Origin of the sequence: Luteimonas sp. MC1828 (genome assembly GCF_016461615.1) — a bacterium.
Lineage (GTDB): Bacteria > Pseudomonadota > Gammaproteobacteria > Xanthomonadales > Xanthomonadaceae > Luteimonas.
The window spans coordinates 951,202-977,738 of record NZ_JAEMNY010000001.1; the positions used below are offsets into that span (position 1 = coordinate 951,202).

The following is a 26,537-nucleotide window of genomic DNA, read 5'->3' on the forward strand; positions in this document are numbered from 1 at the left end:
GATGTCTGCCGCGTTGGCTGGTGGGGGTATGGCAAGCCGCCGTGGGCGGCGAACGCATCAGAAGTCGATGCAGCGTCCGTTCTTTTCCCAGTCCCCGTAGCGGGTCGGATCGGGGCCGTCGCGGCCCCCGTACTCCGGCGCGGGCGGCGGCGTTGCCACCGCGTCCGCGGAAGGCGCGGGGACGGCTGGGGGCGGCGTTTCGCCTATGATTGCGGGGTCAGGCACGAGTGAAAGTCTAGTTCCCATGGCCATGTTGGACAAGCCGGACGTTCCGCGGACGGGTTTCTTCGCACTTCCCGACCACGGCGTCATCACCCTCGAAGGCCGCGATGCGCTGGCGTTCGCGCAGGCGCAGTGCATGAGCGACGTGGCCGCGCTGGCCGACCACGGCTGGCAGTGGAGCGGCTGGCTGACGCCCAAGGGGCGGGTGATCGCGCTGTTCGCGGTGCTGCGGCTGGGCGCCGAGAGCGCCTGGCTGCTGGTACCGGATGGCGATACCGAATCCCTGGCGGCGCGGCTGCGCGGCCTGGTGTTCCGCAGCAAGGTCAAGGTCGAGGCGCGCCCTGACCTGTTCGTGGCCGGGGCGTTCGCGGCACCGGCGGCGGCCCGCGACGCGACGCTCTCGGGCGACGCCAACGGCGGCGTCGAACTCGACCTGGGTGATGGCACCCTGCCCCGCTGCCTGCGCGTCTCGAACGTCGCCGTCGAACCCGACCCGGCGGCGCAGGCACGCTGGCACGCCTTCGACCTCGCCCACGGATGGCTGCGGCTGCCGCCGTCGCAGACGGAACAGTGGACGCCGCAACAGCTGTCGCTGGACCGGCTGAAGGCCTACAGCGTGAAAAAGGGCTGCTATCCCGGCCAGGAAATCGTGGCGCGCACGCATTTCCTGGGCAAGGCGAAGCGTGGGCTGGTGCTGTTCGGCGCACCGCTTGCGCCCGCGGCGGGCAGCGAGGTGCTGGCTGACGGCAAGGCACTGGGCACGGTGGCATGCAGCGGCGACGCCGCCGGCACCGGACTTCCCGCTGCGGCGCTCGCCCTGGCGGTACTCCCGCTGGAGCGCGACGACTCCGCCACGCTCGAGGCCGACGGCCAGTCGCTGGCCGTGCTGCCACTGCACGACGGCCTTTCGCGCTGACGATCCCGAACCGCGAAGCGCGTCGCATCGCGGTTACATCCTGACGCTATGCTCGGCCCCGGGGGAATCCGCGGTGCGGGCGGCCGTCCGGCCGACCCGGGACAATCACGCAAAGGGGAAATGCATGACCCGTTCGATCGCACGCGTGGCAGCGTTGCTTGCCACCTGCCTGCTGGCCGCCTGTGCATCCAGCCCGCCACCGCCCGCCCCCGCGCCCGAGCCGGCCCCGGCGAGCTTCGACCAGACGCTGTCGGGGGACGCGCTGTTCGAATTCGGCAAGTCCGGCATCGACAACATCAGCCCCGCCGGGCGCGCCGAACTCGACCTGCTCGCCGCGCGCGTGCGCGCGCTGCCGGCTGTCGAGGTGGTGCATGTCATCGGCCACAGCGACCGCATCGGCACTGCCGCGGGCAACGTGGAACTGTCGCGCAAGCGCGCGGCCGCGGTGCGCGATTACCTCGCCGCGGCCGGCGTGCCCGCCGACAGGATCACCGCGGTCGGGCGCGGCAGCGTGGAGCCGGTGGCCGCGTGCGTGGGCGAGAAGGGCCAGGCGCTGATCACCTGCCTGGCGCCCAACCGCCGCGTGGACATCAAGGTGGTGATGCCGTAACCCCGGCGACAGCCGGGGCGCGTCGACGACGCACCCGGCTGTGCTACACATGGCGCACGGTCAAACCGGATGCCGCGCAATGGAAGCCTTGGGGAGGGCGATGACCGGCCGCGGCAGGGCCGTTGCGCGGGGGGCCGGTTGGCTGCTTGCAGCCATCGCCCTGCTCGCCCCGGCCTTCGCAGGCGCCAGGGAGGCGGAAACGCTGCGCATTGGCGGCGATGCCGATTATCCGCCGTACCACTTCCTTGACGAGGACGGCCAGGCCGACGGCTTCGACGTGGCGCTGGCGCGCGAGGTCGCGCGTGACCTGGGCATGGAGCCGCGCTTCGAGCTGGGCGCATGGGACGACGCCCTGGAGCGCCTCGCCCGCGACGAGGTCGATATCGTGCCGATGTTCTGGTCGGCCGAGCGCGAGCAGCGCTTCCTGTTCACCGAGCCGATCCTGATCCGCCACCATGCCCTGTTCGGCCCGCGCTCGCGGGCGGTGCTGGATTCACTCGACGAACTCGCCGACGTGCGCGTGGCGGTGCAGCATGCGGCCTTGCCTGGGAAGCGCTGCGCGCGCAGGCCGGTCCGGGCGTGGTGCTGGTGGAACTCGACAACGAGGCGGACACGCTGGCGGCGGTGGCCCGCGGCGACGCCGACTATGCCCTCGCGCCCACCGGCATCGGCTACTACGCCATCCACCAGCACCAACTGCGCGACATGGTCGCACTGAGTCCGCCGCTGCTGGAACGCCGCTATGTGTTCGCGGCGCGCCACGGCCGCGCCGACCTGGTGGCCCGGATCGATGCCTCGCTCGAACGCCTGCGCGCCAGCGGCACGCAGAACGACCTGTACGTGGAATGGATCGGCAACCTGAGCGCACGCAAGGCCCTGCCCTGGCCGGCGATCACGGGCGGCGTGGCGGCGCTGCTGGTGATCGGCGGAAGCACGCTCGCGTGGCGCAGGCGCCGACGGGACAGCCCCGTGGTGCAGTACGCCGGCCAGAATGCGGCCTTGCTCGCCGAACTCCAGGACGCGATCGACAACGACCGCCTCGGTTACCAGTTCCAGCCCAAGCTGGACCTGCGCAGTGGCCGCTGGCTGGGCGCCGAGCTGCTGGTGCGCTGGGACCATCCGCAGCGTGGCCCGATGTCGCCCGAAGAGTTCGTGCCCATCGCCGAACAGGCACGCGTGATCGGCGCCATGAGCCTGCACCTGGTGCGCTGCGGCCTGCGGCAGCGCCAACAATGGCCCGCTGCAGACCCGCCGCTGCACGTCTCGGTGAACATCTCGGCCAACGACCTGGCCGACCCGCGGCTGGTCGACGCCATCATCGCCCGGCACCGCCAGGACGGCCCCGGGCTGATGCTGGAGATCACCGAGACCGACGTCATGCGCGAGCCCGGACTGGTCGCCGAGGCGGTGCCGCGGCTGCGTGCGCATGGCATCCGCATTTCCGTGGACGACTTCGGCGCCGGCCATTCCTCGCTGGTCAACCTGCGTCGCCTCGCCCCCGACGAACTCAAGATCGACCGCTCGTTCGTGACCTCGCTGCTCGACTCACGCTCGGACCAGGCCATCGTGACCGCGATCATCGGCCTTGCGCACGAACTGGGCGCCACCGTGGCCGCCGAGGGCATCGAGGACGACGCCACCCGCGACTGGCTGGCCGCCGCGGGCTGCGACATCGGCCAGGGTTTCCGCATTGCGCGGCCCATGGGCGCAGCGCAGCTCGCGACACTGCTGCGCGCGCAGGCCTAGCGCGCGCCGCGTGCGGACGCGTTACGGCGCGACCGCAGCCAGTCGATCGGCAGCCGCCACGATCTCGGCGTCCGACGGAATCACCAGGAACGCCGCACCGGCGAGCGGCGTGAACGTGTCGGCACCGACCACGCGCTGCAGCGGCCGCGCGCCGAATCCGCCCTCGACCACGGCGGTGATGATGCCCTCGCCCACGCCGGCGCTGCGCCGGCCTTCGTCGACCACGAGGATGCGCTTCGCGTTCGCCGCCTGCTCGCGGATGAAGCCGTCGTTGAGCGGCACCAGCCAGCGCAGGTCGACCACGCGCACCTTCCAGCCGTGCGTCTCCTCGATCGTGCGCGCGGCGCGCAGGCTCATCGGCACGCCGTTGCCGAAGGTGAAGATCACCAGGTCGTCGTGGCCTTCGCCGTACACCCGGCCTTCGCCGAGCGTCATCGCCTCGCCGGGTGGCGGGTAGCTGGTCAGCCAGCCGCCGTCGCCGGGCGCGTGCAGGTCCTTGGCCATGTACAGCGCGATCGGCTCGAGCAGCGCACAGACGCGGCCGTCGACCTTGGCCAGCGCGGCCAGCGTGCGCAGCATGGTCGCGGCGTCGTCGCCTCGACTCGGGCAGCCGACCACGAGGCCCGGGATGTCGCGCAGCGCGGTGATCGAGTTGTCGTTGTGGAAGTGCCCGCCGAAGCCGCGCTGGTAGCCGAGCGATGCGATGCGCACCACCATCGGGTTGCGGTACTGGCCGTTGGAGAAGAACTGCAGGCTGGCCGCCTCGCCGCGGATCTGGTCGCAGGCGTTGTGGAAATACGCCAGGTACTGGATCTCGGGCAGCGGCAACAGCCCCATGTTGGCGTAGCCCTGCGCCAGGCCGAGGATCACCGTCTCGTCGAGCAGGGTGTTGAACACGCGTCGCGCGCCGAACGCCTTCTGCAGGCCCTTGGTGACGGTGTACACGCCGCCCTTCTGCGCCACGTCCTCGCCGAACAGCAGCGTCTCGGGATACTTGCAGAACAGGTCGTGCAGCGCCTGGTTGATCTGGATGGCGAGGTGCTTCGGCGGCTGGTTTTCCGGCAGCCTGGCCTCGCCGCCGAACACCTCGAGCCGGCGCGCGTCGAAGTCGGCGCGCGTGGCCTCGGCCTGCACCGCCGCCGGGGTGTACGGCGCGAGCGGCGCCATCACGTCTTCCAGCGAGTCGAGGCGCGGGCGGCGGTCGGCATCCTCGGCGGCAGCGAAGCACCTGGCGCGCGTGGCCTCGTACAGCGCCAGCACGTCGTCTTTCGACATCAGCCCCGACTCGAGCGCGATCGCCGCGGAACGCAGCAGCGGATCGCTCGCTTCCACTGCGCACAGCTCCTCCAAGGGCCGCCATTCGATCTCGAAATCGGTGCCGGCGTGGCCCATGATCCGGGTGGTGCGCAGGTGCAGGAAGGTCGGGCGGCGCGTGCGCCGGCAGTGTTCGACCGCGCGCTGCACGTCGCCGTAGCCGGCGGCGAGATCAAGGCCGTCGGCGGCGAAGTAATCCAGGTCCGGGCGCTGCGCGAAGTTGCGCGCCACCCAGCCGTCCGGCGTCTTCACGGAAATGCCGATGCCGTTGTCCTCGCAGACGAACAGCACCGGCGCCGGCAGCTTCTGGTAGGCCGTCCACGCCGCGGCGTTGAACGCGGTCTGCGCGGTGGCGTGGTTGCTGGACGCATCGCCGAACGAGCAGATGGCGATGCTGTCGTCCGGGATCGGCAGCGCATGGCCGATGCGCCGGCCCTGCTCGATCGCCACCGCGGTGCCGAACGCCTTGGGCAGGTGCGAAGCAATCGTGGACGTCTGCGGCAGCACCCACAGCGGCTTGCTGCCCCACACTTTGTGGCGCCCGCCGCTGGCCGGATCATCCTTGCTGGCGGCGAACGACAGCGCCGAGTCCATCACCGGGTCCATGCCCGGCAGCTTGCGGAAGCGCTCGGCCATGAAGCCGCCGGAGCGGTAGTGCAGGAACGCGGGATCGGTATGCCGCGTCAGCCGCGCGACCATCGCATTGCCCTCGTGGCCGCTGGAACCGATGGTGTAGAAGACCTTGTCCTGCACGCGCAGCACGCGCGCCATGAGATCCAGGTGGCGGCTGATCAGCTGCGACTCGAACAGTTCGCGGAAACCGCGCGCATCCAGCGCGCTGCCGTCGAGGATCGCCTCCCCGGCCGCCGGGCGCGCGTCGACGTGGCCGTTCCAGCCGCGCACGAATTCGCTGAAGTTGACGTCGCAGATCTCGGCGCGGTTGAGGCCGCGCATGCGCGCGGGGATGGGCTGGGGAACGACCTGCGACATGGCGTGGCGATTTCCGTGGTCAGTGCGTCGCCAGCAGGGCGGCGACGTCGGGCGTGGGGGGTGGGATCGGCAGGAAGCCCGGCGTTGCGCGCACGCGCGCCAGCCAGCCGCCGATCGCCGGATAGGGCGTCAGATCGAAGCCGCCGTCGCCGGCAACGTCGGTGTAGGCGAAGAGCGCGATGTCGGCGATGCCGTAGCCGTCACCGCTGAACCAGGGATGCGCGGCCAGGTGCTGCTCCATCACCGCCAGCGCCTGGTGGCCGCGCTCGAGGCAGCGCGGCAGTTCCGCGGCGCGGCGTGGCGAATCGGTCGGGGTCCAGCCGCGGATGAAGCGCGCGACGGCGATGTAGGGCTCATGGCTGTACTGCTCGAAGAACATCCATGACAGCGCCTGGGCGCGCTGCCAGGCATCGCCGGCGAAGTACGGCGTGCCTTCGGCCAGCCAGCACAGGATCGCATTCGACTCCGCCATGCGGCGGCCGTCGTCGAGCTCGATCACCGGCACCCGGCCGTTGGGGTTGATCGCGAGGAATCCCGGCGTGCGGGTCTCGCCGCGGCTGCTGTCGGTTTCGACCCAGCGATAGGGGCGACCGAGCTGCTCCAGCAGCAGCTTCACCTTGTGGCAGTTGCCCGAGGGCGAAAAGCCGTGGACGGTGATCACGGCGCGCCGCCCGCGCCACGCGCGCGCCACTGTGCGCGGGTCTGCCCCCAGATGTCGACGGCTGCATCTTCGTAAGGCGCCGGCAATCGTCCCGGCCCGCGGAGCGTGGAACCCAGGCGCTTCGCGAGCTGTTGCGAAGCGACGTTCTCGGGCGCGATGCAGTGGATGAATTCGTCCCAGCCGAGATTCGCCAGCGCCCAGTCGATCGTGGCGATCGCTGCTTCAGTCGCGTAGCCCCTGCCCCACGCATCCGGGTGGAACGAGTAGCCGATCTCGTTGCCCGGCCAGCCCTCGGGCTTCCACGGGCCGACCTGGCCAAGCCAGCTGCCGCTGGTCTTCTCGACGACCGAAAACATGCCGAAGCCCTGCACGGCCCAGGCACCGGGCATCTGCAGGAACTTGCGCCACGCCGCCGCACGCGGCTGGTGACCGCCGATGTGGCGCGCGGCCTGCTCGTCGCCAAGCAGTTCGGCATAGCGCTCGAAATCGCCCAGCTGCGGCGGGCGCAGGACCAGGCGTTCGGTTTCAAGGCGGAGCTCGGGCAAGGCCATGGTGGACGCACCTCTATCGCGTGGACCGGTGGGCGCCGCGGCGCGGCGACCGGACAGGGCTCAGCCGGCGAAGGCGTTGATGCCGGTCAGTTCGCGGCCCACCACCAGCTGGTGCACGGTCTCGGTGCCCTCGTAGGTGATCACCGATTCCAGGTTCAGCGCGTGGCGGATCGGGCAGTGCTCGGTGGTGATGCCGGCGCCGCCGAGCAGGTCACGCGCTTCGCGCGCGATGTCGATGGCCATGCGGCAGTTGTTCCACTTCGCCACGCTCACCTGGGTCGGCTGCATCTTGCCGGCATCCTTCAGGCGACCGAGCTGCAGGCTCAGCAGCTGCGCGCCGGTGATGCGCCGCGACCAGTCGGCCATCTTCAGCTGCGCGCTCTGCGTGGCCGCGAGCGGGCGGTTGAACAGGATGCGCTCCTTGCTGTAGTTCAAGGCCTCGTCCAGGCAGGCGATCGCCGCGCCGATCGGACCCCAGGTGATTCCGTAGCGCGCCTGGGTCAGGCAGCCCAGCGGCCCCTTCAGGCCCTTCACGTTCGGCAGGCGGTTGGCCTCCGGAACGCGGACGTTGTCGAAGAACAGGCCGCTGGTCACCGACGCGCGCAGGCTCATCTTGTGCTTGATCTCCTGCGCACTGAAGCCGGCGAAATCCTTCTCGACGATGAAGCCCTGGATGCCGTCTTCGGTCTGCGCCCAGACGATCGCGATGTCGGCCATGTTGCCGTTCGTGATCCACATCTTGGCGCCGTTGATGATCCAGTCGCCGCCGTCCTTCTTCGCATGCGTCTTCATGTTGGCCGGGTCGGAGCCGCCGTGCGCCTCGGTCAGGCCGAAGCAGCCGATCACCTTGCCGGCGGCCATGTCGGGCAGCCAGCGCTTCTTCTGCTCCTCGGTGCCATACGCGAAGATCGGATGCATGCACAGCGACGACTGCACGCTGGCGAAGCTGCGGATGCCGCTGTCGCCGCGCTCCAGCTCCTGGCAGATCAGGCCGTAGCTGACGTAGTTGAGCTCCGAGCCGCCGTATTCGGCGGGCAGCGTCGCGCCCAGCAGGCCGAGCCCGGCGATCTCCGGGATGAGCTCCTTCGGAAAGCGGCCCTGGTCGAAGCACTCGCCGATGATCGGCAGCACGCGTTCGTCGGTGAACCGCGCCACCGTGTCCTGCACGGCGCGCTCCTCATCGCTGAGCAGGGAGCGGACGTCGTAGAGGTCGTAGGGATTCAGGGCCATGGAAGCGCAACCGGTCGGCGGAAACCCGGCATTGTAGCGATGGCCAGCGGCGCCGGGCAGGCCATGGCGCGGGGCGTTACCGGCCGGCAGATCCCGGAAACGACGCGGGCCCGGAAATCCGGGCCCGCGTCAGCGTTCACCTGGCGGCGCTGCGATCAGCCGCGCTCGGTGTCGCCGTCGACGCTGGCGACCTGGGTGACCACCTGGCCGTCGATCACCGGCAAGCGGTCACCGGGGCGCTCGTCCATGCGGATGCTGCGCTCGTCACCGTCGTAGCGGTAGGTGACGTCGTAGCCGACGGTCACGTCCTGGTTGCCCAGCGGGATGCGGTTGCCAGGCTTGCTGTCGGTGCGCATGGTGCCGGTGGTGCCATCCGGGTTGCGGTAGGTCACGTTGTAGGCGACCACGCGCGACGACTGCGCGCTGTCCTGCACGGTGCGGCACTGGCGGTCCACGCGCTCGACGACCTGGCCACCGACGTGGCGACGGTCCACAGCGCGGCCGGCATAGCCGCCGCCGACGGCACCAGCCACGGTGGCCAGCTTGCGGCCGTTGCCGCTGCCGACCTGGTTGCCCACCAGGCCACCGATGACCGCACCGGCGACGGTGCCGCCGATGTTGCCGTCGCGCTCGGGCAGGCGTTCCTGCACGACCACGTCTTCGCAGACCTGGCGCGGGCTGGAGCTGGTGGTGGTTTCGCGGATCGCCTCGGAGCCGATCACGGTCGCATACAGCGCCTCGCGCTCGGTGATCGGCTTGACGGCGACGACGTCGGCATATTCAAGGCGACCCGCGCTCGGGATCGCGCCATCGTCGAGGCGTCCTTCCGATGCGTCGGCGGCGACGTCCAGCGAGGTGCCGGCGGCGGCGATGTCGGCGCGCGGCTGGTCGGTGCGACCACCCTGGAAGGCGGCGACGGCAACGCCACCGACAAGCAGCGAAGCGAGGGCAATGGCTAGCGTGTTGTTCTTCATGGAGCGCCTCCTCGTGGGCGGAACCGGTGGACCGTGCGGCGGTGCCGCGGATAACGGGATTCGAACACTTCACGCCTGAACGGGTGCCGGCCACCCAGCCTGCAAACTGACGGATCCGTGAACCAGGCCACACCCTGCAGCGTGCTAGCGTGCCTGCATCGCACGCCCGTGGAGTGTCGCCATGCCCAATCCCCTGCTGATCCCGCTGATGCGATGGCTGGGCCGCCTGAGTTTTCCGAAGCTGTTCATGGCCGCGGCGGGCCTGTTCCTGGTCACCCTCGTGGTCCCGGATCCGCTGCCGTTCGTCGACGAGATCCTGTTCGGCCTCGGTGCGCTGCTGCTCGCGCGCCGCAAGCGACCCGCGGGCGGGACGGCGAAGGACACCATCGACGGTGAAGCCCGGCGCGGTTGAACCATGCTGGTCGACAGCCATTGCCATCTCGACGCAATCGAGTTCGACGCCGATCGTGCAGCAGTAATTGCCCGGGCGCGTGCGGCGGGCGTGCGCATGCAGGTCCTGCCGGCGACGCACGCTGGCGCCTGGCCGGGTCTCCGCGAAGCGGCCGCTCTCGACGATGGCCTGTACCCGGCCTACGGCCTGCATCCAACCTTCCTCGCCCACCACCGCCCGGGACACCTCGAGCAGCTGCGCACCTGGCTGGAGCGCGAGCGCCCGGTGGCGGTCGGCGAATGCGGGCTCGACTACTTCGTGGAAGGCCTGGACCCGGCGCAACAGGCGCACTGGTTCGACGGCCAGCTGCAACTTGCGCGCGAGTTCGACCTGCCGGTGATCGTGCACGCACGGCGCTCGGTGGACGCGGTGATCGCCGCCATCCGCCGCATTGGCGGCCTGCGCGGCGTGGTGCACAGTTTTTCCGGCAGCCGCCAACAGGCGGAAGTGCTGTGGCGCGAGGGGTTCCTGCTCGGCCTCGGTGGTCCGGTCACCTACGAACGCGCGCAGCGGCTGCGCCGGCTGGCCGCCGACATGCCGATAGAACACCTGCTGCTGGAAACCGACGCGCCCGACCAGCCGGATGCCGGCCTCCGCGGCCAACGCAACGAACCGGCGCGCCTTGCCGTGGTGTGCGCGACGATCGCCGCGCTGCGCGGCGTGGATGACCATGTGCTGGCCGAAGCCACCAGCGCCAACGCGCGGCGGCTGTTCGCGCTGGACTAGGCGTCGCGCGCCTGGCCGCGTGCCAGCAGTATCTCCAGCGCCTTGCCCGCCGCGGCGAACGCGAATGCGCCGGTGATGTGCGTGGCCGCGCCGAGGCCGCCACCGCAGTCGAGGTTGAGCGCGTCGGCACCGCCGACCTGCGGGCGCAGGCCGCAGACGCTGCCATCGGGCTGCGGGTAACGCACGTTTTCCAGCGAGTACACCGCAGGCACGCTGAAATAGCGCCGCGGCCCCTTGGGGAAATTGAACTCGCCGCGGAGCTTGCGCCGCACCAGCGCCAGCATCGCGTCGTGCTCGGTCTTCGACAGGTCGCGCACGCGCACCAGGGTCGGGTCCACGCGCCCGCCCGCCGAGCCCACGGTGATCAGCGGCAGCTTGCGGCGCCGGCACCATGCGATCGCCTCGACCTTGCTGCGGAAGCTGTCGCAGGCATCGATGACCAGGTCATAGCCGCGGTCGAGCAGTTCGTCGAGGTTGGCCGGCGTGAGGAAACTCGGCAAGGCGTCGACCGTCATCGCCGGGTTGATCGCACGGCAACGTTCCGCCATGGCCTCGACCTTGGCGCGCCCGTAGTGGCCTTCAAGCGCCGGAAGCTGGCGGTTGGTGTTGGACACGCACAGGTCATCGGCATCGATCAGCGTCAGCCGACCGACGGCGCTGCGCGCGAGCGCCTCCGCCACCCACGAGCCCACGCCACCCAGGCCAACCACCGCGACATGGCAGTTGGCAAAACGCGCCACCGCGCCACGCCCGTAAAGGCGGTCGATACCCGCGAACCTGTCCTGCCAGTGCTTGTCCATGCGCGCATTTTAGCGGGTGCGCCGCATACAATCGCCGCTGTCCAACCGCCAGCCGGAGTGCACGCATGTCGACGCCGCCCGATACCACTTCCCACGCAGGTCCCGCGAGCCACGCGGGCAAGCCGCACTCGGCCGCGGTCCGCTACCTGTTCGTGTTCGGCTTGGGCCTGGTGCTTGGCGTGGTGGCGGTGGTGATGCTGTTGCGCGCGCTGGAGGCCCGCAAGACCTGGCAGGACCACTACCCCAAGGCCACCATGCACCTGCTGTCCGCGCACAGCGCACAGCTGCGCGACGCGCTGCAGGCCAACCGTTGCGCGGCGACGGACGTGCTGCCGCACCTGCAGGCGCTGCGCGTGCTGGGCAACGATCTTGAGCCCGCATTCGCCGACCTGCGCGATGACACCCGCTTTGCCACCCACGCCGGCAAGTTCCGCGGCGCCATCGACAGCGCCCTGGCATCGCCGCCGCTGAACTGCGCGGGACTCAAGACCACCACCGAGGCCATCGGCGCGGACTGCAAGGCCTGCCACCGCGACTTCCGCGGTTGATCGGCTGTTCACGACCCTGCTCCTAAGGTCGCGGGGTGGAAGGTCCACCTTCCCATCCCCCCGCGATCTCAGGAGCAACGCAATGAAGATCCGCCTGATCGGTGCCACCGCCGCGCTTGCCGCGCTCACCATGGTCGGCTGTGCGAGCACATCGCCCGGCTATTCCAGCGGCAGCGGCTACGGCAATACCGGTTCGTCCGCCTACGCCTGCCAGGACTGCGGCGTGGTCACCCGCATCGACCATCGCGCGCGCGGTGGCAATACGCCCAATGCCACCGGTGCCGTGCTGGGTGGCGTAGTGGGCGCCGTGGCTGCGCGTGAAATTGCCGGCCGCAACACGGACAGCGAGGGCCGCCGCAACACCGCGACGGTCGCCGGCGCGGTCGGCGGCGCGGTGGCGGGCAACGCCATCCAGAACCGCGTCCAGGGGGACTCGGTCTACGACGTCCACGTGCGCCTCGACAACGGCCGCATGACCGTGGTCACCCAGACTGACCTGGGCGGGATCCGCGAAGGCTCATATGTGCGCGTTGCGGGTGGCCGCGCCTCGCTGCGCTGATCCATCCTCCTCGTTTCGTGTTCTCCTGACGGCCCGCCATGCGGGCCGTCATTAGTTGGGCAGGCTGCCAAGATGGATGCACAGGTTCTCTATTACGTCCTCGCCGCGATCCTGGTGGTCGCCGGCATCGTCGGCACGATCCTGCCCGCCCTACCCGGCCTGCCGCTGGTGTTCGCCGGCATGCTGCTGGCGGCATGGGCCGGCGGATTCGAGCAGATCGGCGTGGCCACGCTCGCGGTGCTGGGGGTGCTGACCCTGCTGTCGCTCCTGATCGATTTCTGGGCCACCGCGCTCGGCGCGAAACGCGTGGGTGCGAGCGGCAAGGCGATCGTTGGCGCGATCATCGGCACCTTCGTCGGTGTGTTCTTCGGCCCGGTGGGGCTGTTCGCCGGTCCCTTCCTGGGCGCGCTGGCGGGTGAGCTGCTGCACGGACGCGACGTCGGGCAAGCGGCGCGGGTCGGCTTCGGCACCTGGCTGGGCATCGTGTTCGCGATCGTGCTGAAGCTGGCGCTGGCTTTCGCGATGCTGGGCCTGTTCGCGTTCGCATGGTTCCTGTGACACCACGCTAGACTCGCGCCTCGCCTCGCCAACACAGCCATCCCATGCCACCACGCCTGTCGGCCATCCTGCCCCTGTTGTGCGCCTTGCCGTTCACCGCAGCCGCCCAGTCGCCACCGGCCGGCAGCGCGACCGCCTGTGTCGCGGTCGAGAGCGACGCCGAGCGCCTTGCCTGCTACGACCTGGCCGCCGGCCGCCAGGCGCGTTCGCCGCAGGCCGCCGATGAAGCCGCCGCCCGCGCCCGCGCGGAGGCCGCGGCGCTCGAAGCCGCAGCCGCGCAGGCTCGACCCGCCGACACCAGCAGCGACTTCTACCCGCACGACGACGATCCGCGCCGCGAGGCGTTGGCCAATGCCGGCCGCGGCTCGCTGCTCGACAGTCGCTGGGAGCTGGCGCGCGACTCGAAGCTCGGCACCTTCAACATGCGTGCGCACAAGCCGGTGTACCTGCTGCCGGTGTTCTGGAGCAGCGACCAGAACCCGTCGCCGGCGAGTTCGTCGCCCGGCGTCGAGGCGCAGGCGATGTCGGTGGACGACTTCGAGACGAAGTTCCAGATCAGCTTCAAGACCAAGGCGCTGGAGAGCATCTTCGGCGACAACGGCGACCTGTGGATGGGCTACACGCAGAGCTCGCGCTGGCAGGTGCTCAACAGCGACGCCTCGCGCCCGTTCCGCGAGACCAACTACGAGCCCGAAGTCCTCCTGGTGTTCCGCAACAGCTACAGCCTGTTCGGCTGGAAGGGGCGGATGGCGGCCGTCGGCATCAACCACCAGTCCAACGGCCGCGCCGACCCGCTGTCGCGCAGCTGGAACCGGGTGATGTTCAACGTCGGCCTGGACCGCGAAGACTGGGCGGTGACGTTCCGCCCCTGGATCCGCCTGTCCGACGGCAGCGATGACGACAACCCCGGCATCGAGGACTACCTCGGCCGCGGCGACGTCACCCTCGTGCACACCCGCGACGATGGCCAGGTGTACTCGCTGATGGCGCGCCACTCCCTGCGCAGCGGCGACCGTTCGCACGGCGCGCTGCAGTTCGACTGGGGGTTCCCGATCAGCAACCAGCTGCGCGGCCACCTGCAGGTGTTCGAGGGCTACGGCGAGAGCATGCTCGACTACGACCACCGCGCGACCTACGTGGGCCTCGGCATTTCGGTGATCGACTGGTTCTGACCCGGCCCGGCTTCACACGCCGGTGAATGCGCGCGCCCCAGAGTAGGCGGACCCGGCCCGACCCTGCCGAGGGGACTGCATGAGCCGCCGAACCTGGAGCCGCAAAAAAATGGCCTGGACCATCGTCCTGACCGTCATCGCCACGGTGCTGGTCGTGGTGGTGGCGATGAACTTCGCCACTCCCGAAAAGAAGATCGAACGCAAGGTCGAGCACACGCACGCCGTGGCCGACCCGCAGTTCCGCCGCGAGATGTCGGTGTTGCTGGGCCCGGCGATCATGCCGGGCAACCACGTGGTCGACTACCAGAACGGCGACGAGATCTTCCCGGCGATGCTCGAGGCGATCGCCGCGGCCGAGAAGACCATCACCTTCGAGACCTACATCTACTGGTCCGGCGACATCGGCCGCAAGTTTGCCGATGCACTGGCCGCGCGCGCCCGCGACGGGGTGCGCGTGCACCTGGTGGTCGACTGGGTGGGCAGCATCAAGATGGACGAGGAGCTGCTGAAGCGCATGCAGGACGCAGGCGTGCGCGTCGAGCGCTACCGGCCGCTGCACTGGTACAACCTCGGCCGCATGAACAACCGCACCCACCGCAAGCTGCTGGTGATCGACGGCAAGGTGGGCTTCACTGGCGGCGTCGGCATCGCCGACCAGTGGACCGGCCACGCGCAGGACCCGGACCACTGGCGCGAAGCGCATTTCCGCATCGAAGGCCCGGCCGTGGCGCAGATGCAGGCCGCGTTCAACGACAACTGGATCAAGACCACGGGCGAGCTTCTCAACGGTCCGGACTACTTCCCGGAACTCGAGCACGCCGGCGACATGGCCGCGCACCTGTTCATCGCGTCGCCCGCGGGCGGCAGCGAGAGCATGCACCTGATGTACCTCTCGGCGGTTGCCGCGGCGGAGCACACGATCGACCTGACCGCGTCGTACTTCGTGCCGGACGAGCTGATCACGAAGGCGCTGATCGCAGCGCGCAAGCGCGGGGTGAAGGTGCGCGTGATGCTGCCCGGCAAGCACATCGATTCGGAAACGGTGCGCCTGTCATCCAAGGCCAGCTGGGGCGAATTGCTGCAGGCGGGCATCGAGATGCACGAGTACCAGCCGACCATGATCCACGTGAAGCTGCTGGTCGTGGACGGCGAACTAGTCTCGGTGGGTTCCACCAACTTCGACATCCGCTCGTTCCGCCTCAACGACGAGGCCAGCCTCAACATCTACAACCACGCCTTCGCCGAACGCATGACCCAGGTCTTCGAGGACGACCTGAAGCACGCCAAGCAGTACTCGTACGAAATGTGGGAACGACGCCCGCTTCGCGAGAAGCTCGCCGAACGGATCGTGCGCCCGATCCGTTCGCAGCTGTAGGGCGTCGCTCGCCTACCCGCAGAGGGCTCAGGCCGGCTCGACCACCACCGGAATCCTGCCGATCCGCGACTGCCACTCGCGCGGGCCCGTTTCGTGCACCGACTCGCCGGTGGAATCGACCGCCACCGTCACCGGCATGTCCTGCACCGTGAACTCGTAGATCGCCTCCATGCCCAGGTCCTCGAAGCCGACCACGCGCGCCGCCTTGATCGCCTTCGACACCAGGTAGGCCGATCCGCCGACCGCCATCAGGTACGCCGACTTGTGCCTGCGGATCGCCTCGATGGCGACCGGCCCCCGCTCCGCCTTGCCGATCATGCCCAGCAGGCCGGTCTGGCTCAGCACCTGCTCGGTGAACTTGTCCATGCGCGTCGCCGTGGTCGGACCGGCCGGGCCGACGACCTCGTCGCGCACCGGATCCACCGGCCCCACGTAGTAGATGAAGCGGCCGCGGAAATCGACCGGCAGCGGCTCGCCGCGGTCGAGCATCCCCACCATGCGCTTGTGCGCCGCATCGCGGCCGGTCAGCAGCTTGCCGTTGAGCAACAGGGTCTCGCCGGGCTTCCAGCTCGCGACCTCCTCCGGCGTGATCGAGTCCAGGTCGACGCGACGCCCCTTGGACGTATCCAGCACCAGCTTCGGCCAGTCCTCCAGCGACGGCGGATCCAGCATCACCGGACCGCTGCCGTCGAGCGTGAAGTGCGCATGGCGCGTGGCCGCGCAGTTCGGGATCAGCGCCACCGGGAGGTTGGCCGCGTGGGTCGGGTAATCCTTGACCTTGATGTCGAGCACCGTGGTCAGCCCGCCCAGCCCCTGCGCGCCGATGCCGAGCGCGTTGACCTTGTCGTACAGCTCCAGGCGCAGTTCCTCGGCGCGATTCGACGCGCCACGCGCCTGCAGGTCGACGATGTCGATCGGCTCCATCAGCGCCTCCTTGGCCAGCAGCATGGCCTTCTCCGCGGTGCCGCCGATGCCGATGCCGAGCATGCCCGGCGGGCACCAGCCGGCGCCCATGGTCGGCACCGTCTTCAGCACCCAGTCGACGACCGAATCCGACGGATTGAGCATCGCGAACTTGCTCTTGGCTTCCGATCCACCGCCCTTGGCGGCCACGATCACGTCGACCTTGTTGCCGGGAACCACCTTGAAGTTCACCACGCCCGGCGTGTTGTCGCGGGTGTTGATGCGCTTGCCGGCGGGGTCGGCCAGCACCGACGCGCGCAGCTTGTTGTCGGGGTGCGCATAGGCGCGGCGCACGCCCTCGTGGACCATGTCCTCGACGCCCATGGTGGCGTCGTCCCAGCGCACGTCCATGCCGATCTCGAGGAACACGGTGACGATGCCGGTGTCCTGGCAGATCGGCCGGTGGCCCTCCGCGCACATGCGCGAATTGATCAGGATCTGCGCCATCGCGTCCTTGGCGGCCGGCGACTCCTCGCGCTCATAGGCGGCGGCGAGGTTCCGGATGTAGTCCACCGGGTGGTAGTGGCTGATGTACTGCAGGGCATCGGCGATGCTCTGGATCAGGTCGTCCTGGCGGATCGTGGTCGGGGTCACGGCTGGCTCGGCTGCTGGCGGGTCAATCGTGCATTTTACGCCGCTGTGCAGGGGCGGCTTAAACCTCCGGGCGTGACGGTGCATCCGACTGGGTATGCTCGACGCCGCGATGACCGCCCCCTGCCACGACCCGGCCCCCGACACCGGCGACTGCGACCTGCCGCTGGCCCGCGCCGCGGCGGCCGGCGATGCCGCGGCATTCGAAGCCCTGTACCGGCGCCACGCGGCGCGCGTCCACGGCGTGGTGCTGCGCCTGGCGGGCTGGCAGCACGCGCGGGCCGAGGACCTGGTGCAGGAAGCCTTCCTGCGCGCCTGGCGGGCTTTGCCGCAGTGGCGCGGCGACAGCGCCTTCGGCACATGGCTGCACCGGCTGGCGGTGAACACCGCACTGATGGACCTGCGCGCACGCAAGGCGCGCCCGGGCCTGGATGGCGACGACGGCGACGTGATCGACGCGCTGGCCGGCGCCGATTCGGCCGGCCACGGCACCGCGCTGGCGCTTGACCTGGACCGCGCCGTGGCGTCGCTGCCGCCGCGCGCCCGCGCTGTGCTGGTGCTGTTCGACATCGAGGGCTGGAGCCACGACGAGATCGCCTCGACCCTCGACATGGCGGTGGGCAGTTCGAAGGCGCAGCTGCACCGCGCGCGCCGGCTGCTCCGCACGCGACTTGGAGACTTCGCATGAACCGTGACAACCACGACGATATCGACCGGGCCGGTCACGACGACGTGCTTCCGGCTGTCCTGCAGGCGCGGCTCGCCGCCCTGCGCCAGGACGTGGCGCCACAGCGCGACCTCTGGCCTGCGATCTCCGCGCAGCTGGCGCAGGCACCCGCGCGCGACCCGACAGCTCCCCCGCGCGCGGTTGGCATGGGCGCAACCACCGCTGCGTCCCGCATCAGCGCTCACCCAGGTGCCAGCCTGGGCCGGCGCGGCACAGCCAGGCTGGCGCCCTACGCCATCGCCGCGTCCGTGCTGGTCGCGGTGGCCGTGGGCTGGCAACTGGCGCCGCGCCTCTCCAAGGGCGCGGCCGCGCCGACCATCGCGGCCGACGCCGCGCAGGACGCACCGCTGCTGCGCGTGGCCGACGCCATGACCCGCGAATACCTCGGCGCGCTGCGCGAGCTGGATGCCGCCCGCGCTGCCGACATGGCGCCGGACGCCTCCGGCGGCGTGCTGGCCGAACTCGACCGCAGCGCGGTCGAAGTGCGCGCCGCGCTGCGGCACGACCCCGACGCCGTGTTCCTCGTCCAGCGCCTGCAGCGCATCTATGCCCAGCGACTGTCGCTGGCACGCCGGCTTGCCTGATGCCTTGTCCCTTCTCGCCCCGCCTTAGCCCCTGGAGCCAGTCATGATCCGTTCCCTCCTGCTCACCGGCCTCGCCGCCGCCTTCGCCGCGCCGGCGTTCGCCGCCACGCCGATCAACGAAACCCGCCCGCTCGACGCCCGCGGCAGCGTCGATGTCTCCAACCTCAAGGGCAGCATCGAGGTGCGCACCTGGGACCGCGCCGAAGTCCGCATCACCGGCAGCCTCGGCGACGGCGTGGAGCGCCTCGCCATCGAGGGCGGCGAGCGCAGCCTCTCGGTGGAGGTGCGCTACCCGCGCAACAGCCGCAATTCCGAACCGACCACCCTGGTCATCGACATCCCGCGCCAGGCCAGCCTGGAGGTCGACTCGGTCGCCGCCAGCGTCAACGTCACCGGGGTCGGCGGCGCGAAGCTCGACATCGAGAGCGTCAGCGGCGCGGTGGTTGCGGTGGGCGCGCCGGGCGAAGCGAGCATCGAAAGCGTGAGCGGCAACCTGCGGCTGAACCTCAACAGCCGTGAGGTCGCTGTCGACAGCGTCAGCGGCAACATCGCGCTGCGCGGGCGCATCGGCAGCAGCGTCGAGGCCGAGTCGGTGTCCGGCAACATCGACATCGACACCCGCGGCGAACGCCTGCGCCGGCTGGACGCAAGCTCCGTATCCGGCGACACCAGCATCCGCACCGGGCTGGCCAGCGGCGGCAGCATCACGCTGGAGTCGGTGAGCGGCGACATCCGCCTCACGCTGCCCCGCGATCTGTCCGCGCGCGCCAGCGGCGCCAGCTTCAGCGGCTCGCTCGACGCGGCCGGTGCCGACGTCAAGCGCAAGAAGTACGGCCCGGGCGCGAGTTTCGAGCACCGCTACGGCGGCGGCGACGGCGAGGTCAAGCTGGAGACATTCTCCGGCGACGCGCGCCTGTCGCTCGACTGACCACGGCGGCCGGCGGCGCATGTCCGCCGGCCGTGATTTCACCCGTGCCTCCGGGGCGCCCGGCATGATGGCGCCATGAGCCCCGCCAGCACCGCAGCCGACAGCGCCCCGCCCCGGCCATCCTCCAGCCCCTCGTTCCGTGAACGCGTCAATGCGCTGCGCAACCTGCCGCCGTTCCTGCGCGAGATCTGGCGCACCAGCCGGCCGCTGACCATTGCCAGCCTCGGCCTGCGGGTGATCCGCGCGCTGTTGCCGGTCGCCATGCTCTACATCGGCAAGCTGATCATCGACGAGGCGATCCGGCTGGTCGGCAGTGGCGCGATCGACGGCGGTTTCGGCGACGCCTGGGCCGCCGGGCTCCTGCATCCGCTGGCGCTGCTGATCGCGCTCGAGTTCGCGCTGGCGATCGTCTCCGACCTGCTCGGGCGGCTGGTGTCGTACTGCGATTCGGTCCTGTCGGAGATGTTCACCAACGCCGCCAGCGTGCGGCTGATGGAGCACGCGGCGACCCTCGACCTCGAGGACTTCGAGGACCCGGAGCTGCAGGACAAGCTCGACCGCGCGCGCCGCCAGACCATGGGGCGCATGAACCTCATGGGCCAGCTGTTCGGCCAGGCCCAGGACATGATCACCGTGGTGAGCTTTGCCGCGGGTCTGCTGGTGTACGCGCCGTGGCTGATCGTGCTGCTGGCGGTGGCGCTGATCCCGGCCTTCGTGGGTGAGGCGCATTTCAACGCGCTCAACTATTCGCTCAACTTCCAGTGGACGCCGGAGCGGCGGCAGCTCGAATACCTGCGCCAGACCGGCGCCAGCGTGGAGAGCGCCAAGGAGGTCAAGATCTTCGGCCTCCACCGCTTCCTGGTGGAGCGCTTCCGCCTGCTGTCGCAGGCCTTCCTGCTCGCCAACCGAAGGCTTGCCCGGCGCCGCGCGTTCTGGGGCGCGCTGCTGGCGGCGTTCGGCACGCTCGGCTACTACGTGGCCTACGGCTATATCGCGTGGCGCACGGTGCAGGGCGACTTCACCATCGGCGACCTCACCTTCCTGGCGGGCAGCTTCCGCCGCCTGCGCCAGCTGCTGGAAAGCCTGCTGATCGGGTTTTCGCAGGTCGCCGGCCAGGCGATGTTCCTCGACGACCTGTACTCGTTCTTCGAGATCCAGCCGGAGATCGTCTCGCGCCCGGACGCCTCGCCCATCCCGCGCCCGATCGCCACCGGCTTCGTGTTCGACAACGTCGGTTTCCGCTATCCGGACGCCGCGCGCTGGGCGCTGCGAGGCGTCGATTTCCAGCTGCATGCCGGCGAAGTGCTGGCACTGGTGGGCGAAAACGGTGCCGGCAAGACCACCCTGGTGAAGCTTCTCGCGCGGCTGTACGACCCGGACGAAGGCCGCATCCTGCTCGACGGCCGCGACCTGCGCGACTACGACCTGGATGACCTGCGCGCCAACATCGGCGTGATCTTCCAGGACTTCGTGCGCTTCCACATGACCGCGGCAGAGAACATCGGCGTCGGCCAGGTGGACGCGATGGACGACCGCCCGCGCATCGAGGCCGCCGCGCGCCGCGCGCTGGCCGACGAGGTCATCGCCGGCCTGCCCGGCGGCTACGACCAGGTCATCGGCCGCCGCTTCAAGACCGGCGTGGACCTGTCGGGCGGCCAGTGGCAGAAGGTCGCGATCGCGCGCGCCTACATGCGCGACGCCCAGGTGATGATCCTCGACGAACCCACCGCAGCCCTCGACGCGCGCAGCGAATACGAAGTCTTCCAGCGCTTCCGCGAGCTCTCCGACAACCGTTCCGCCGTGCTCATCTCCCACCGTTTTTCCAGCGTGCGCATGGCCGACCGCATCCTGGTGATGGCCGACGGCCGGATCGAGGCCAGCGGCACCCATGCGGAACTGATGGCCGCCGGCGGCCGCTATGCCGAGCTGTTCGAACTGCAGGCCGCGGGCTACCGCTAGCGCCGGCGGTACAATGGCCCGGTTTCCTCCCCAGCCAAGAACCCCGCATGTCATCCGCGTTTGGCACCGAAACGGTGCTGGACGTCCGTCACTGGACGGACGACTACTTCAGCTTCACCACCACCCGCGACGACGGCTTCCGCTTCGAGAACGGCCAGTTCGTCATGATCGGGTTGCCGGTCACGCAGGCCGACGGCTCCAGCAAGCCGCTGCTGCGCGCGTACTCGATCGCCAGCGCCAACTGGGAAGAGCAGCTCGAGTTCTTCAGCATCAAGGTGGCCGACGGTGCCCTGACGTCCCGCCTGCAGCACGTCAAGCCAGGCGACCAGGTGCTGATCGGGCGCAAGCCCACCGGCACCCTGCTGATCAGCGACCTGCACCCCGGCCGCAACCTGTATCTGCTGGGCACCGGCACCGGCCTCGCACCGTGGCTGTCGATTATCAAGGACCCCGAAACCTACGAGCGCTTCGAGCGCGTGGTGCTTTGCCACGGCGTGCGCCGCGAGGCGGATCTCGCCTACCGCGACTACTTCAGCAACGAACTGCCGCGGCATGAGCTGCTCGGCGACATCCTGCGCGACCGCCTGCTGTACTACCCGGCCGTCACCCGCGAGGACTTCGTGTTTGACGGCCGCCCGCAGCGCGGGCGCCTGACCGACATGATGGCCAGCGGGCAGATGATGGCCGACCTCGGCCTGGACCCGCTCGATGTCGCACACGACCGCGCCATGCTGTGCGGCAGCCCGCAGATGCTGGCCGACTTCCGCAGCCTGCTCGACGGACGCGGCTTCACCGCATCGAAGCGCATCGGCGTGTCCGGCGACTACGTGTTCGAGCGCGCTTTCGTCGAGAAGTGACGCCGCCGCGCTGTCCGGCCACCGCGCCCAGCGCGTAGAATCGCGCCATTCGATCCGCCGAGGAACATCCGATGAAGATCCTGGTCGCCGTGGACGGCAGCGATATCAGCCTGCGCGCCGTGAAGTACGCCGTGCGCCTGGCGGGCAAGCTTGCCAAGCCAGCGAAGCTGTTCCTGGTGGCGGTCGACGCCGAACCGTTCCCGGGCGTGGAAAGCCGCATCGGCAAGGCGGCCATGGCGCAGATCCACGCCGAAAACCACGAACGCATGCTGGCGCCGGCGCGCAAGGCGCTCGCCCGCGGCAAGGTCGACGTGCGCGAGATGGCGGTGATCGGCGAGCCGGCGGACGCCATTCTTGCGGCCGCCAGGACCGCAAAGGCCGACCTGCTGGTGATGGGCTCGCACGGACGCGGTTCGGTGAAGGGCATCCTGCTCGGCTCGGTCTCGAGCAAGGTCATCGCCCAGACCGAACTGCCGGTCACCATCGTCCGCTGATCGCCGCGCCCCGGGCGCAGGCCCGGGCACGGTTCAGCCGAGCGCGGCCTCGATATCGGCACGCATGGCGTCGGGCGTGGTGGTGGGCGCATAGCGCGCCAGCACGCGGCCATCGCGTCCCACGAGGAACTTCGTGAAGTTCCACTTGACGGCGTCGATGCCGAGCACGCCGCCCTTCTCCGACTTCAGCCAAGCCCACAGCGGGTGCGCATCGCGGCCGTTGACTTCGACCTTGGCGAACATCGGGAAATCGACGCCCTGGTCGATGGAACAGAACCGCGCGATCTCCTCGTCGCTGCCAGGCTCCTGGTGGCCGAACTGGTCGCAGGGAAACCCCAGCACGACCAGGCCGCGCTCGCGGTAGTCGTTCCACAGCTGCTGCAGGCCCGCGTACTGCGGCGTGAACCCGCACTGCGACGCCACGTTGACCACCAGCAGCACCTGCCCGGCGTAGTCGGCCAGCGGTTGCTGCCGTCCATCGATGCGCGTGGCGCTGAAATCCGACGCGGTGCCGGCTGGGGGCGTGACCATGTCTTTCGTCATGTCCTGCATGGGCCCGGGCACGGTACCCTTCGGGGGTTGAGTCTACCTCCGGAGTACCTGAATGAAGCATCCGCTGTCCCTGGCCCTCGCGGCCGTGCTCGCCGGCGCCGCGCTGTCGCCCGCGCTCGCCCAGTCCACCGCCACCGCCGCGGAGTCCGCCATGTCCGCCAGCGCAGATGCCCTGAAGGGCAATCCTTTCGCGGTCGAGAGCACCCTCCCGCTGCAGTACCCGCATTTCGACCGCATCCGTGACGAGCACTTCGCCCCGGCCTTCGATGCCGGCATGGCCGAGCAGCTCGCCGAAGTGCGCGCGATCGCCGACAACCCTGACGCGCCGACCTTCGAGAACACCATCCTGCCGCTGGAAACCAACGGCCAGACGCTGGGCCGCGCAATGCGCGTGTTCTTCAACCTCGTCGGCACCGACACCAACGACGCGCGCAAGAAGCTGCAGGCCGACTACGCCGGCAAGTTCGCCGCGCACCGCGATGCCATCTCGCTGGACCCCAAGCTGTTCGCGCGCATCAAGACGCTGCATGACGCCCGCGCCACGCTGGGCCTGGACGCCGAGGGCGTGCGCCTGGTCGAGGAGTACTACAAGGACCTGGTGCGCTCCGGCGCGGCCCTGGACGAAACCCAGAAGGCGCGCCTGAAGGAGATCAACGGCGAGCTGGCCAAGCTGGGCACCACCTTCAGCCAGAACGTGCTGGCCGAGGTCAACGATTCCGCCGTTGTCGTCGACACCGCCGCCGAGCTCGACGGCCTCACCCCCGAGCAGATCGAAGTGGCGGCCACCGCCGCCAAGGCGCGCGGCCACGCAGGCAAGTACGTCATCACCCTGCTCAACACCACCGGCCAGCCGCCGCTGCCGCAGCTCAACAACCGCGCCCTGCGCCAGCGCGTGCATGAAGCCTCGGTCGTGCGCGGCGCGCGTGGCAACCAGTGGGACAATCGCGAGATCGTGGCCACCGTGCTGAAGCTGCGCGCCGAGCGCGCCAAGCTGCTGGGCTTCGACACCTATGCCGATTACGTGCTCGACGGCGAAACCGCCAAGACCACCGACGCGGTGAACGCCATGCTCGGCCAGCTGGCCCCGGCCGCGGTGGCCAATGCCCGCAGCGAGGCCGCCAAGCTGCAGGCGATGATCGACACCGAGCAGGCCGCCAAGGGCGAGCCGACGTTCCAGCTCGAGGCCTGGGACTGGGCGTACTACACCGAGAAGGTGCGCAAGGCCGAGTACGACTTCGACGAATCCCAGCTCAAGCCCTACCTGGAAATGAAGAACGTGCTGGAGAACGGCGTGTTCTTCGGCGCCACCCAGCTCTACGGCATCACCTTCAAGGAACGCACCGACCTGCCGAAGTACCACCCCGACACCTGGGTGTACGACGTGCACAACGCCGACGGCAGCCAGCTCGCGATCTTCATCTTCGACCCCTACGCGCGCGACTCCAAGCGCGGCGGCGCCTGGATGAACTCGTACGTGTCGCAGTCCGGGCTCGAGAAGACCCTGCCGGTGGTGGCCAACCACCAGAACATCCCGAAGCCGCAGGCCGGCCCGACGCTGCTGACCTGGGACGAGGTCACCACGATGTTCCACGAGTTCGGCCATGGGCTGCACGGCATGTTCTCGGACGTGAAGTACCCGTACTTCAGCGGCACCAGCGTGCCGCGCGACTTCGTCGAGTTCCCGTCGCAGGTCAACGAGATGTGGGCCGACTGGCCGTCGGTGCTCGCCAACTACGCCAAGCACCACCAGACCGGCGAAGCCATGCCGCAGGCGCTGCTGGACAAGGTGGTCGCGACCGCCAAGTTCAACCAGGGCTTCGCCACCACCGAATACCTCGGCGCGGCGATGCTCGACCAGTACCTGCACCAGCTGCCGGCCGACAAGCTGCCCGCCGCCAAGGACGTGCTCGCCACCGAAGCAGCGGCGCTCAAGGCCGCCGGCCTCGATTTCGCCGCAGTGCCGCCGCGCTACCGCACCACCTACTTCAGCCACATCATGGGCGGCTACGCGGCGGGCTACTACGCCTACATCTGGTCCGAAGTTCTGGACGCCAACACCGTGGCGTGGATCGAGGAGAACGGCGGCCTGACGCGCGCCAACGGTGACCGCTTCCGCGCCACGCTGCTGTCGCAGGGCGGCAGCAAGGATGCGCTGCAGCTGTTCACGGACTTCTCGGGCAAGGCTCCGGACATCCAGCCGCTGCTGGTCAAGCGTGGCCTGGACGGCAGCGTCAGCGACGGCGCCGCGCCGGGCGGCGCCGCTCCCGCCAGGTAAGACTCGCGACACCCTTCCTCCGCTCCGGCGGAGGAAGGGTCGCCGCTTCATCGCGGCACCACGATCCCTCCAGGCACTCCGTCGGGCGACAACAGCACCTGCCACAGCTGGATCCGGCGCGTCCTGAAACTCGCCATCGCCGCCGCCAGGTAATACCGCCACATGCGCCGGAACCGCTCGTCGTAACGCGGCGGGAGACGGTCCCACGCGGCCTCGATGTTGGCGCGCCATGCCTGCAGCGTGCGGTCGTAGTCGGCGCCGAAGCCGTGCCAGTCCTCGATCACCATCAGCCCTTCGCAAGCCTGGGAGATCTGCCGTGCCGACGGCAGCATCGAGTTCGGGAAGATGTGCCGCGCGATCCACGGATCGGTGCGCCGTTGCGACACGTTGGCGCCAATGCTGTGCAGCAGGAACAGCCCGTCGCGCGGCAGCAGCCCGCGGACCAGCTCGAAGTACCCCCGATAGTTGCGCAGGCCCACGTGCTCGAACATGCCGATCGAGAACACGCGGTCGAAGCGTTCGCCGCGCAGGTCGCGGTAATCCTGCAGGCGGATGTCCACCGGCAGCCCCGCGCACAGCGCGCGCGCGAAGTCCGCCTGCTCCGCCGAGATCGTCACGCCCACCCCGCTGACGCCATGACGCTCGGCCGCGTACTTCAGCGCCTCGCCCCAGCCACAGCCGATGTCGAGCACGCGCATGCCGGGCTGCAGCCCGAGCTTCCTGCACACCAGGTCGAGCTTGGCTTCCTGCGCGGCATCGAGGTCGTCGAGCGGCGCACCGCAGCGACCACGCCAGTAGCCGCAGCTGTACACCATCCAGCGCCCGAGCATTTCGCGATAGAACGCGTTGCCCAGGTCGTAATGGCGTTCGCCGACCGCGCGGCTGCGACGCCGGGACTGCAGGTTGACCATCCGCGCGAGGATCGCATCGCGGGCATCGGCGAGCCCCCGCGCGCGCCGGTCGATGCCGCAAGCCAGGAGCCTGGCGAGCAACCCGTCCAGCGACTGCGAGTCCCACCAGCCATCCATGTACGCATCGCCCAGCGCAAGCGAGCCTCCCGCCAGGAGCCTCGCCGCGAGCCTGCGCTCGTGGACCTGCATGTCCCACGGTCGATCGCCGCCAACGCGCACGTCGGCCGAGGCGAGCAGGCCCTCGATGCGTTCACTGACCGGATGCATGGCGCCTGCTCCCGCTCTTGCTCCGG

26 protein-coding genes and 2 pseudogenes are annotated in these 26,537 nt (G+C 69.7%); 18 read left to right on the plus strand and 10 right to left on the minus strand.

Going from position 1 to position 26,537, the window contains the following annotated elements; all coding sequences use genetic code 11:
• Window positions 1-57 precede the first annotated feature (57 nt).
• Window positions 58-144, minus strand: a pseudogene (locus tag JHB91_RS14090) (DUF1674 domain-containing protein); the annotation flags it as partial.
• A gap of 106 nt (window positions 145-250) precedes the next feature.
• Between JHB91_RS14090 and JHB91_RS04470 the strand changes: the two are divergent.
• From JHB91_RS04470 to JHB91_RS14030, 4 genes and pseudogenes are all read left to right on the plus strand, one after another.
• Window positions 251-1,138 carry a folate-binding protein YgfZ gene (locus JHB91_RS04470; RefSeq protein WP_199472652.1) on the plus strand — a complete coding sequence of 296 codons (888 nt, stop codon included), beginning with the start codon at window positions 251-253 and terminating at the stop codon, window positions 1,136-1,138.
• Between the two features lie 124 nt (window positions 1,139-1,262).
• A complete protein-coding gene (locus JHB91_RS04475; RefSeq protein WP_199471764.1) occupies window positions 1,263-1,748 on the plus strand; it encodes an OmpA family protein in 486 nt (161 codons plus the stop codon).
• A gap of 100 nt (window positions 1,749-1,848) precedes the next feature.
• Window positions 1,849-2,271: pseudogene (locus JHB91_RS14025) on the plus strand (transporter substrate-binding domain-containing protein); the annotation flags it as partial.
• A gap of 65 nt (window positions 2,272-2,336) precedes the next feature.
• Window positions 2,337-3,494: an EAL domain-containing protein gene (locus JHB91_RS14030; RefSeq protein ID WP_199471766.1), complete on the plus strand. Its 1,158-nt coding sequence runs from the start codon at window positions 2,337-2,339 to the stop codon at window positions 3,492-3,494.
• A gap of 21 nt (window positions 3,495-3,515) precedes the next feature.
• On the opposite strand, the gene JHB91_RS04485 is transcribed toward JHB91_RS14030, so the two are convergent.
• The 5 genes from JHB91_RS04485 to JHB91_RS04505 all read right to left on the minus strand — a co-directional run bounded on the left by JHB91_RS04485 (window position 3,516) and on the right by JHB91_RS04505 (window position 9,214).
• The gene (locus JHB91_RS04485; protein ID WP_199471768.1) at window positions 3,516-5,798 is read right to left on the minus strand and encodes a thiamine pyrophosphate-dependent enzyme; all 2,283 of its coding nucleotides are present in this window, start codon (window positions 5,796-5,798) and stop codon (window positions 3,516-3,518) included.
• A gap of 19 nt (window positions 5,799-5,817) precedes the next feature.
• Entirely contained in the window at window positions 5,818-6,459 is a 642-nt protein-coding gene (locus JHB91_RS04490; RefSeq protein WP_199471770.1) for a glutathione S-transferase family protein, read from the minus strand.
• A complete protein-coding gene (locus tag JHB91_RS04495) occupies window positions 6,456-7,010 on the minus strand; it encodes a GNAT family N-acetyltransferase (RefSeq protein ID WP_199471773.1) in 555 nt (184 codons plus the stop codon). Before JHB91_RS04495 ends, JHB91_RS04490 begins: the two co-directional genes overlap by 4 nt.
• Window positions 7,011-7,070: 60 nt before the next feature.
• Window positions 7,071-8,240 (minus strand): acyl-CoA dehydrogenase family protein, encoded by a 1,170-nt coding sequence (locus JHB91_RS04500; protein WP_199375594.1) that lies wholly within the window; start codon window positions 8,238-8,240, stop codon window positions 7,071-7,073.
• A gap of 155 nt (window positions 8,241-8,395) precedes the next feature.
• Window positions 8,396-9,214 carry a glycine zipper 2TM domain-containing protein gene (locus tag JHB91_RS04505; protein WP_199375592.1) on the minus strand — a complete coding sequence of 273 codons (819 nt, stop codon included), beginning with the start codon at window positions 9,212-9,214 and terminating at the stop codon, window positions 8,396-8,398.
• A gap of 181 nt (window positions 9,215-9,395) precedes the next feature.
• Here JHB91_RS04505 and JHB91_RS04510 point away from each other — a divergent pair, with 181 nt between their 5' ends.
• Entirely contained in the window at window positions 9,396-9,626 is a 231-nt protein-coding gene (locus tag JHB91_RS04510; protein ID WP_199375591.1) for a DUF6116 family protein, read from the plus strand.
• Between the two features lie 3 nt (window positions 9,627-9,629).
• A complete protein-coding gene (locus tag JHB91_RS04515; RefSeq protein WP_199471776.1) occupies window positions 9,630-10,391 on the plus strand; it encodes a TatD family hydrolase in 762 nt (253 codons plus the stop codon).
• Here the strand turns inward: JHB91_RS04515 and JHB91_RS04520 are convergent.
• Entirely contained in the window at window positions 10,388-11,191 is an 804-nt protein-coding gene (locus JHB91_RS04520; RefSeq protein ID WP_199471779.1) for a tRNA threonylcarbamoyladenosine dehydratase, read from the minus strand. The genes JHB91_RS04515 and JHB91_RS04520 overlap by 4 nt on opposite strands.
• 65 nt (window positions 11,192-11,256) lie before the next feature.
• Between JHB91_RS04520 and JHB91_RS04525 the strand changes: the two genes are divergently transcribed.
• The 5 genes from JHB91_RS04525 to cls all read left to right on the plus strand — a co-directional run bounded on the left by JHB91_RS04525 (window position 11,257) and on the right by cls (window position 15,403).
• Window positions 11,257-11,739, plus strand: coding sequence for a hypothetical protein (locus tag JHB91_RS04525; RefSeq protein WP_199471781.1), 483 nt, complete (start codon window positions 11,257-11,259; stop codon window positions 11,737-11,739).
• 82 nt (window positions 11,740-11,821) lie between these two features.
• Entirely contained in the window at window positions 11,822-12,298 is a 477-nt protein-coding gene (locus JHB91_RS04530) for a glycine zipper 2TM domain-containing protein (protein WP_199375583.1), read from the plus strand.
• Between the two features lie 72 nt (window positions 12,299-12,370).
• Window positions 12,371-12,856 carry a DUF456 domain-containing protein gene (locus JHB91_RS04535; protein WP_199471783.1) on the plus strand — a complete coding sequence of 162 codons (486 nt, stop codon included), beginning with the start codon at window positions 12,371-12,373 and terminating at the stop codon, window positions 12,854-12,856.
• 44 nt (window positions 12,857-12,900) lie between these two features.
• Window positions 12,901-14,028, plus strand: coding sequence for a phospholipase A (locus tag JHB91_RS04540; protein ID WP_199471785.1), 1,128 nt, complete (start codon window positions 12,901-12,903; stop codon window positions 14,026-14,028).
• 109 nt (window positions 14,029-14,137) lie between these two features.
• A complete protein-coding gene (cls, locus tag JHB91_RS04545) occupies window positions 14,138-15,403 on the plus strand; it encodes a cardiolipin synthase (RefSeq protein WP_199472653.1) in 1,266 nt (421 codons plus the stop codon).
• A gap of 27 nt (window positions 15,404-15,430) precedes the next feature.
• Here the strand turns inward: cls and JHB91_RS04550 are convergent, their stop codons facing one another.
• On the minus strand, window positions 15,431-16,960 hold the full coding sequence (locus tag JHB91_RS04550; RefSeq protein WP_199471786.1) for a fumarate hydratase: 1,530 nt from the start codon (window positions 16,958-16,960) through the stop codon (window positions 15,431-15,433).
• Window positions 16,961-17,069: 109 nt separating this feature from the next.
• Between JHB91_RS04550 and JHB91_RS04555 the strand changes: the two genes are divergently transcribed.
• The 6 genes from JHB91_RS04555 to JHB91_RS04580 all read left to right on the plus strand — a co-directional run bounded on the left by JHB91_RS04555 (window position 17,070) and on the right by JHB91_RS04580 (window position 22,506).
• Entirely contained in the window at window positions 17,070-17,645 is a 576-nt protein-coding gene (locus JHB91_RS04555) for a sigma-70 family RNA polymerase sigma factor (protein ID WP_233348391.1), read from the plus strand.
• On the plus strand, window positions 17,642-18,268 hold the full coding sequence (locus tag JHB91_RS04560; RefSeq protein ID WP_199471788.1) for a hypothetical protein: 627 nt from the start codon (window positions 17,642-17,644) through the stop codon (window positions 18,266-18,268). Before JHB91_RS04555 ends, JHB91_RS04560 begins: the two co-directional genes overlap by 4 nt.
• A 43-nt stretch (window positions 18,269-18,311) precedes the next feature.
• Entirely contained in the window at window positions 18,312-19,196 is an 885-nt protein-coding gene (locus JHB91_RS04565) for a DUF4097 family beta strand repeat-containing protein (RefSeq protein ID WP_199471790.1), read from the plus strand.
• A gap of 75 nt (window positions 19,197-19,271) precedes the next feature.
• A complete protein-coding gene (locus JHB91_RS04570) occupies window positions 19,272-21,155 on the plus strand; it encodes an ABC transporter ATP-binding protein (RefSeq protein ID WP_199471792.1) in 1,884 nt (627 codons plus the stop codon).
• Between the two features lie 47 nt (window positions 21,156-21,202).
• Window positions 21,203-22,012 (plus strand): ferredoxin--NADP reductase, encoded by an 810-nt coding sequence (locus JHB91_RS04575; protein WP_199471794.1) that lies wholly within the window; start codon window positions 21,203-21,205, stop codon window positions 22,010-22,012.
• 71 nt (window positions 22,013-22,083) lie between these two features.
• A complete protein-coding gene (locus tag JHB91_RS04580; protein WP_199471797.1) occupies window positions 22,084-22,506 on the plus strand; it encodes a universal stress protein in 423 nt (140 codons plus the stop codon).
• Window positions 22,507-22,539: 33 nt separating this feature from the next.
• On the opposite strand, the gene JHB91_RS04585 is transcribed toward JHB91_RS04580, so the two are convergent.
• A complete protein-coding gene (locus tag JHB91_RS04585; protein ID WP_199471800.1) occupies window positions 22,540-23,037 on the minus strand; it encodes a glutathione peroxidase in 498 nt (165 codons plus the stop codon).
• 73 nt (window positions 23,038-23,110) lie between these two features.
• Here JHB91_RS04585 and JHB91_RS04590 point away from each other — a divergent pair, with 73 nt between their 5' ends.
• Entirely contained in the window at window positions 23,111-25,333 is a 2,223-nt protein-coding gene (locus JHB91_RS04590) for a M3 family metallopeptidase (RefSeq protein ID WP_199471803.1), read from the plus strand.
• Window positions 25,334-25,380: 47 nt separating this feature from the next.
• On the opposite strand, the gene cfa is transcribed toward JHB91_RS04590, so the two are convergent.
• A complete protein-coding gene (gene cfa / locus JHB91_RS04595) occupies window positions 25,381-26,511 on the minus strand; it encodes a cyclopropane fatty acyl phospholipid synthase (protein ID WP_199375554.1) in 1,131 nt (376 codons plus the stop codon).
• Between the last annotated feature and the right edge of the window lie 26 nt (window positions 26,512-26,537).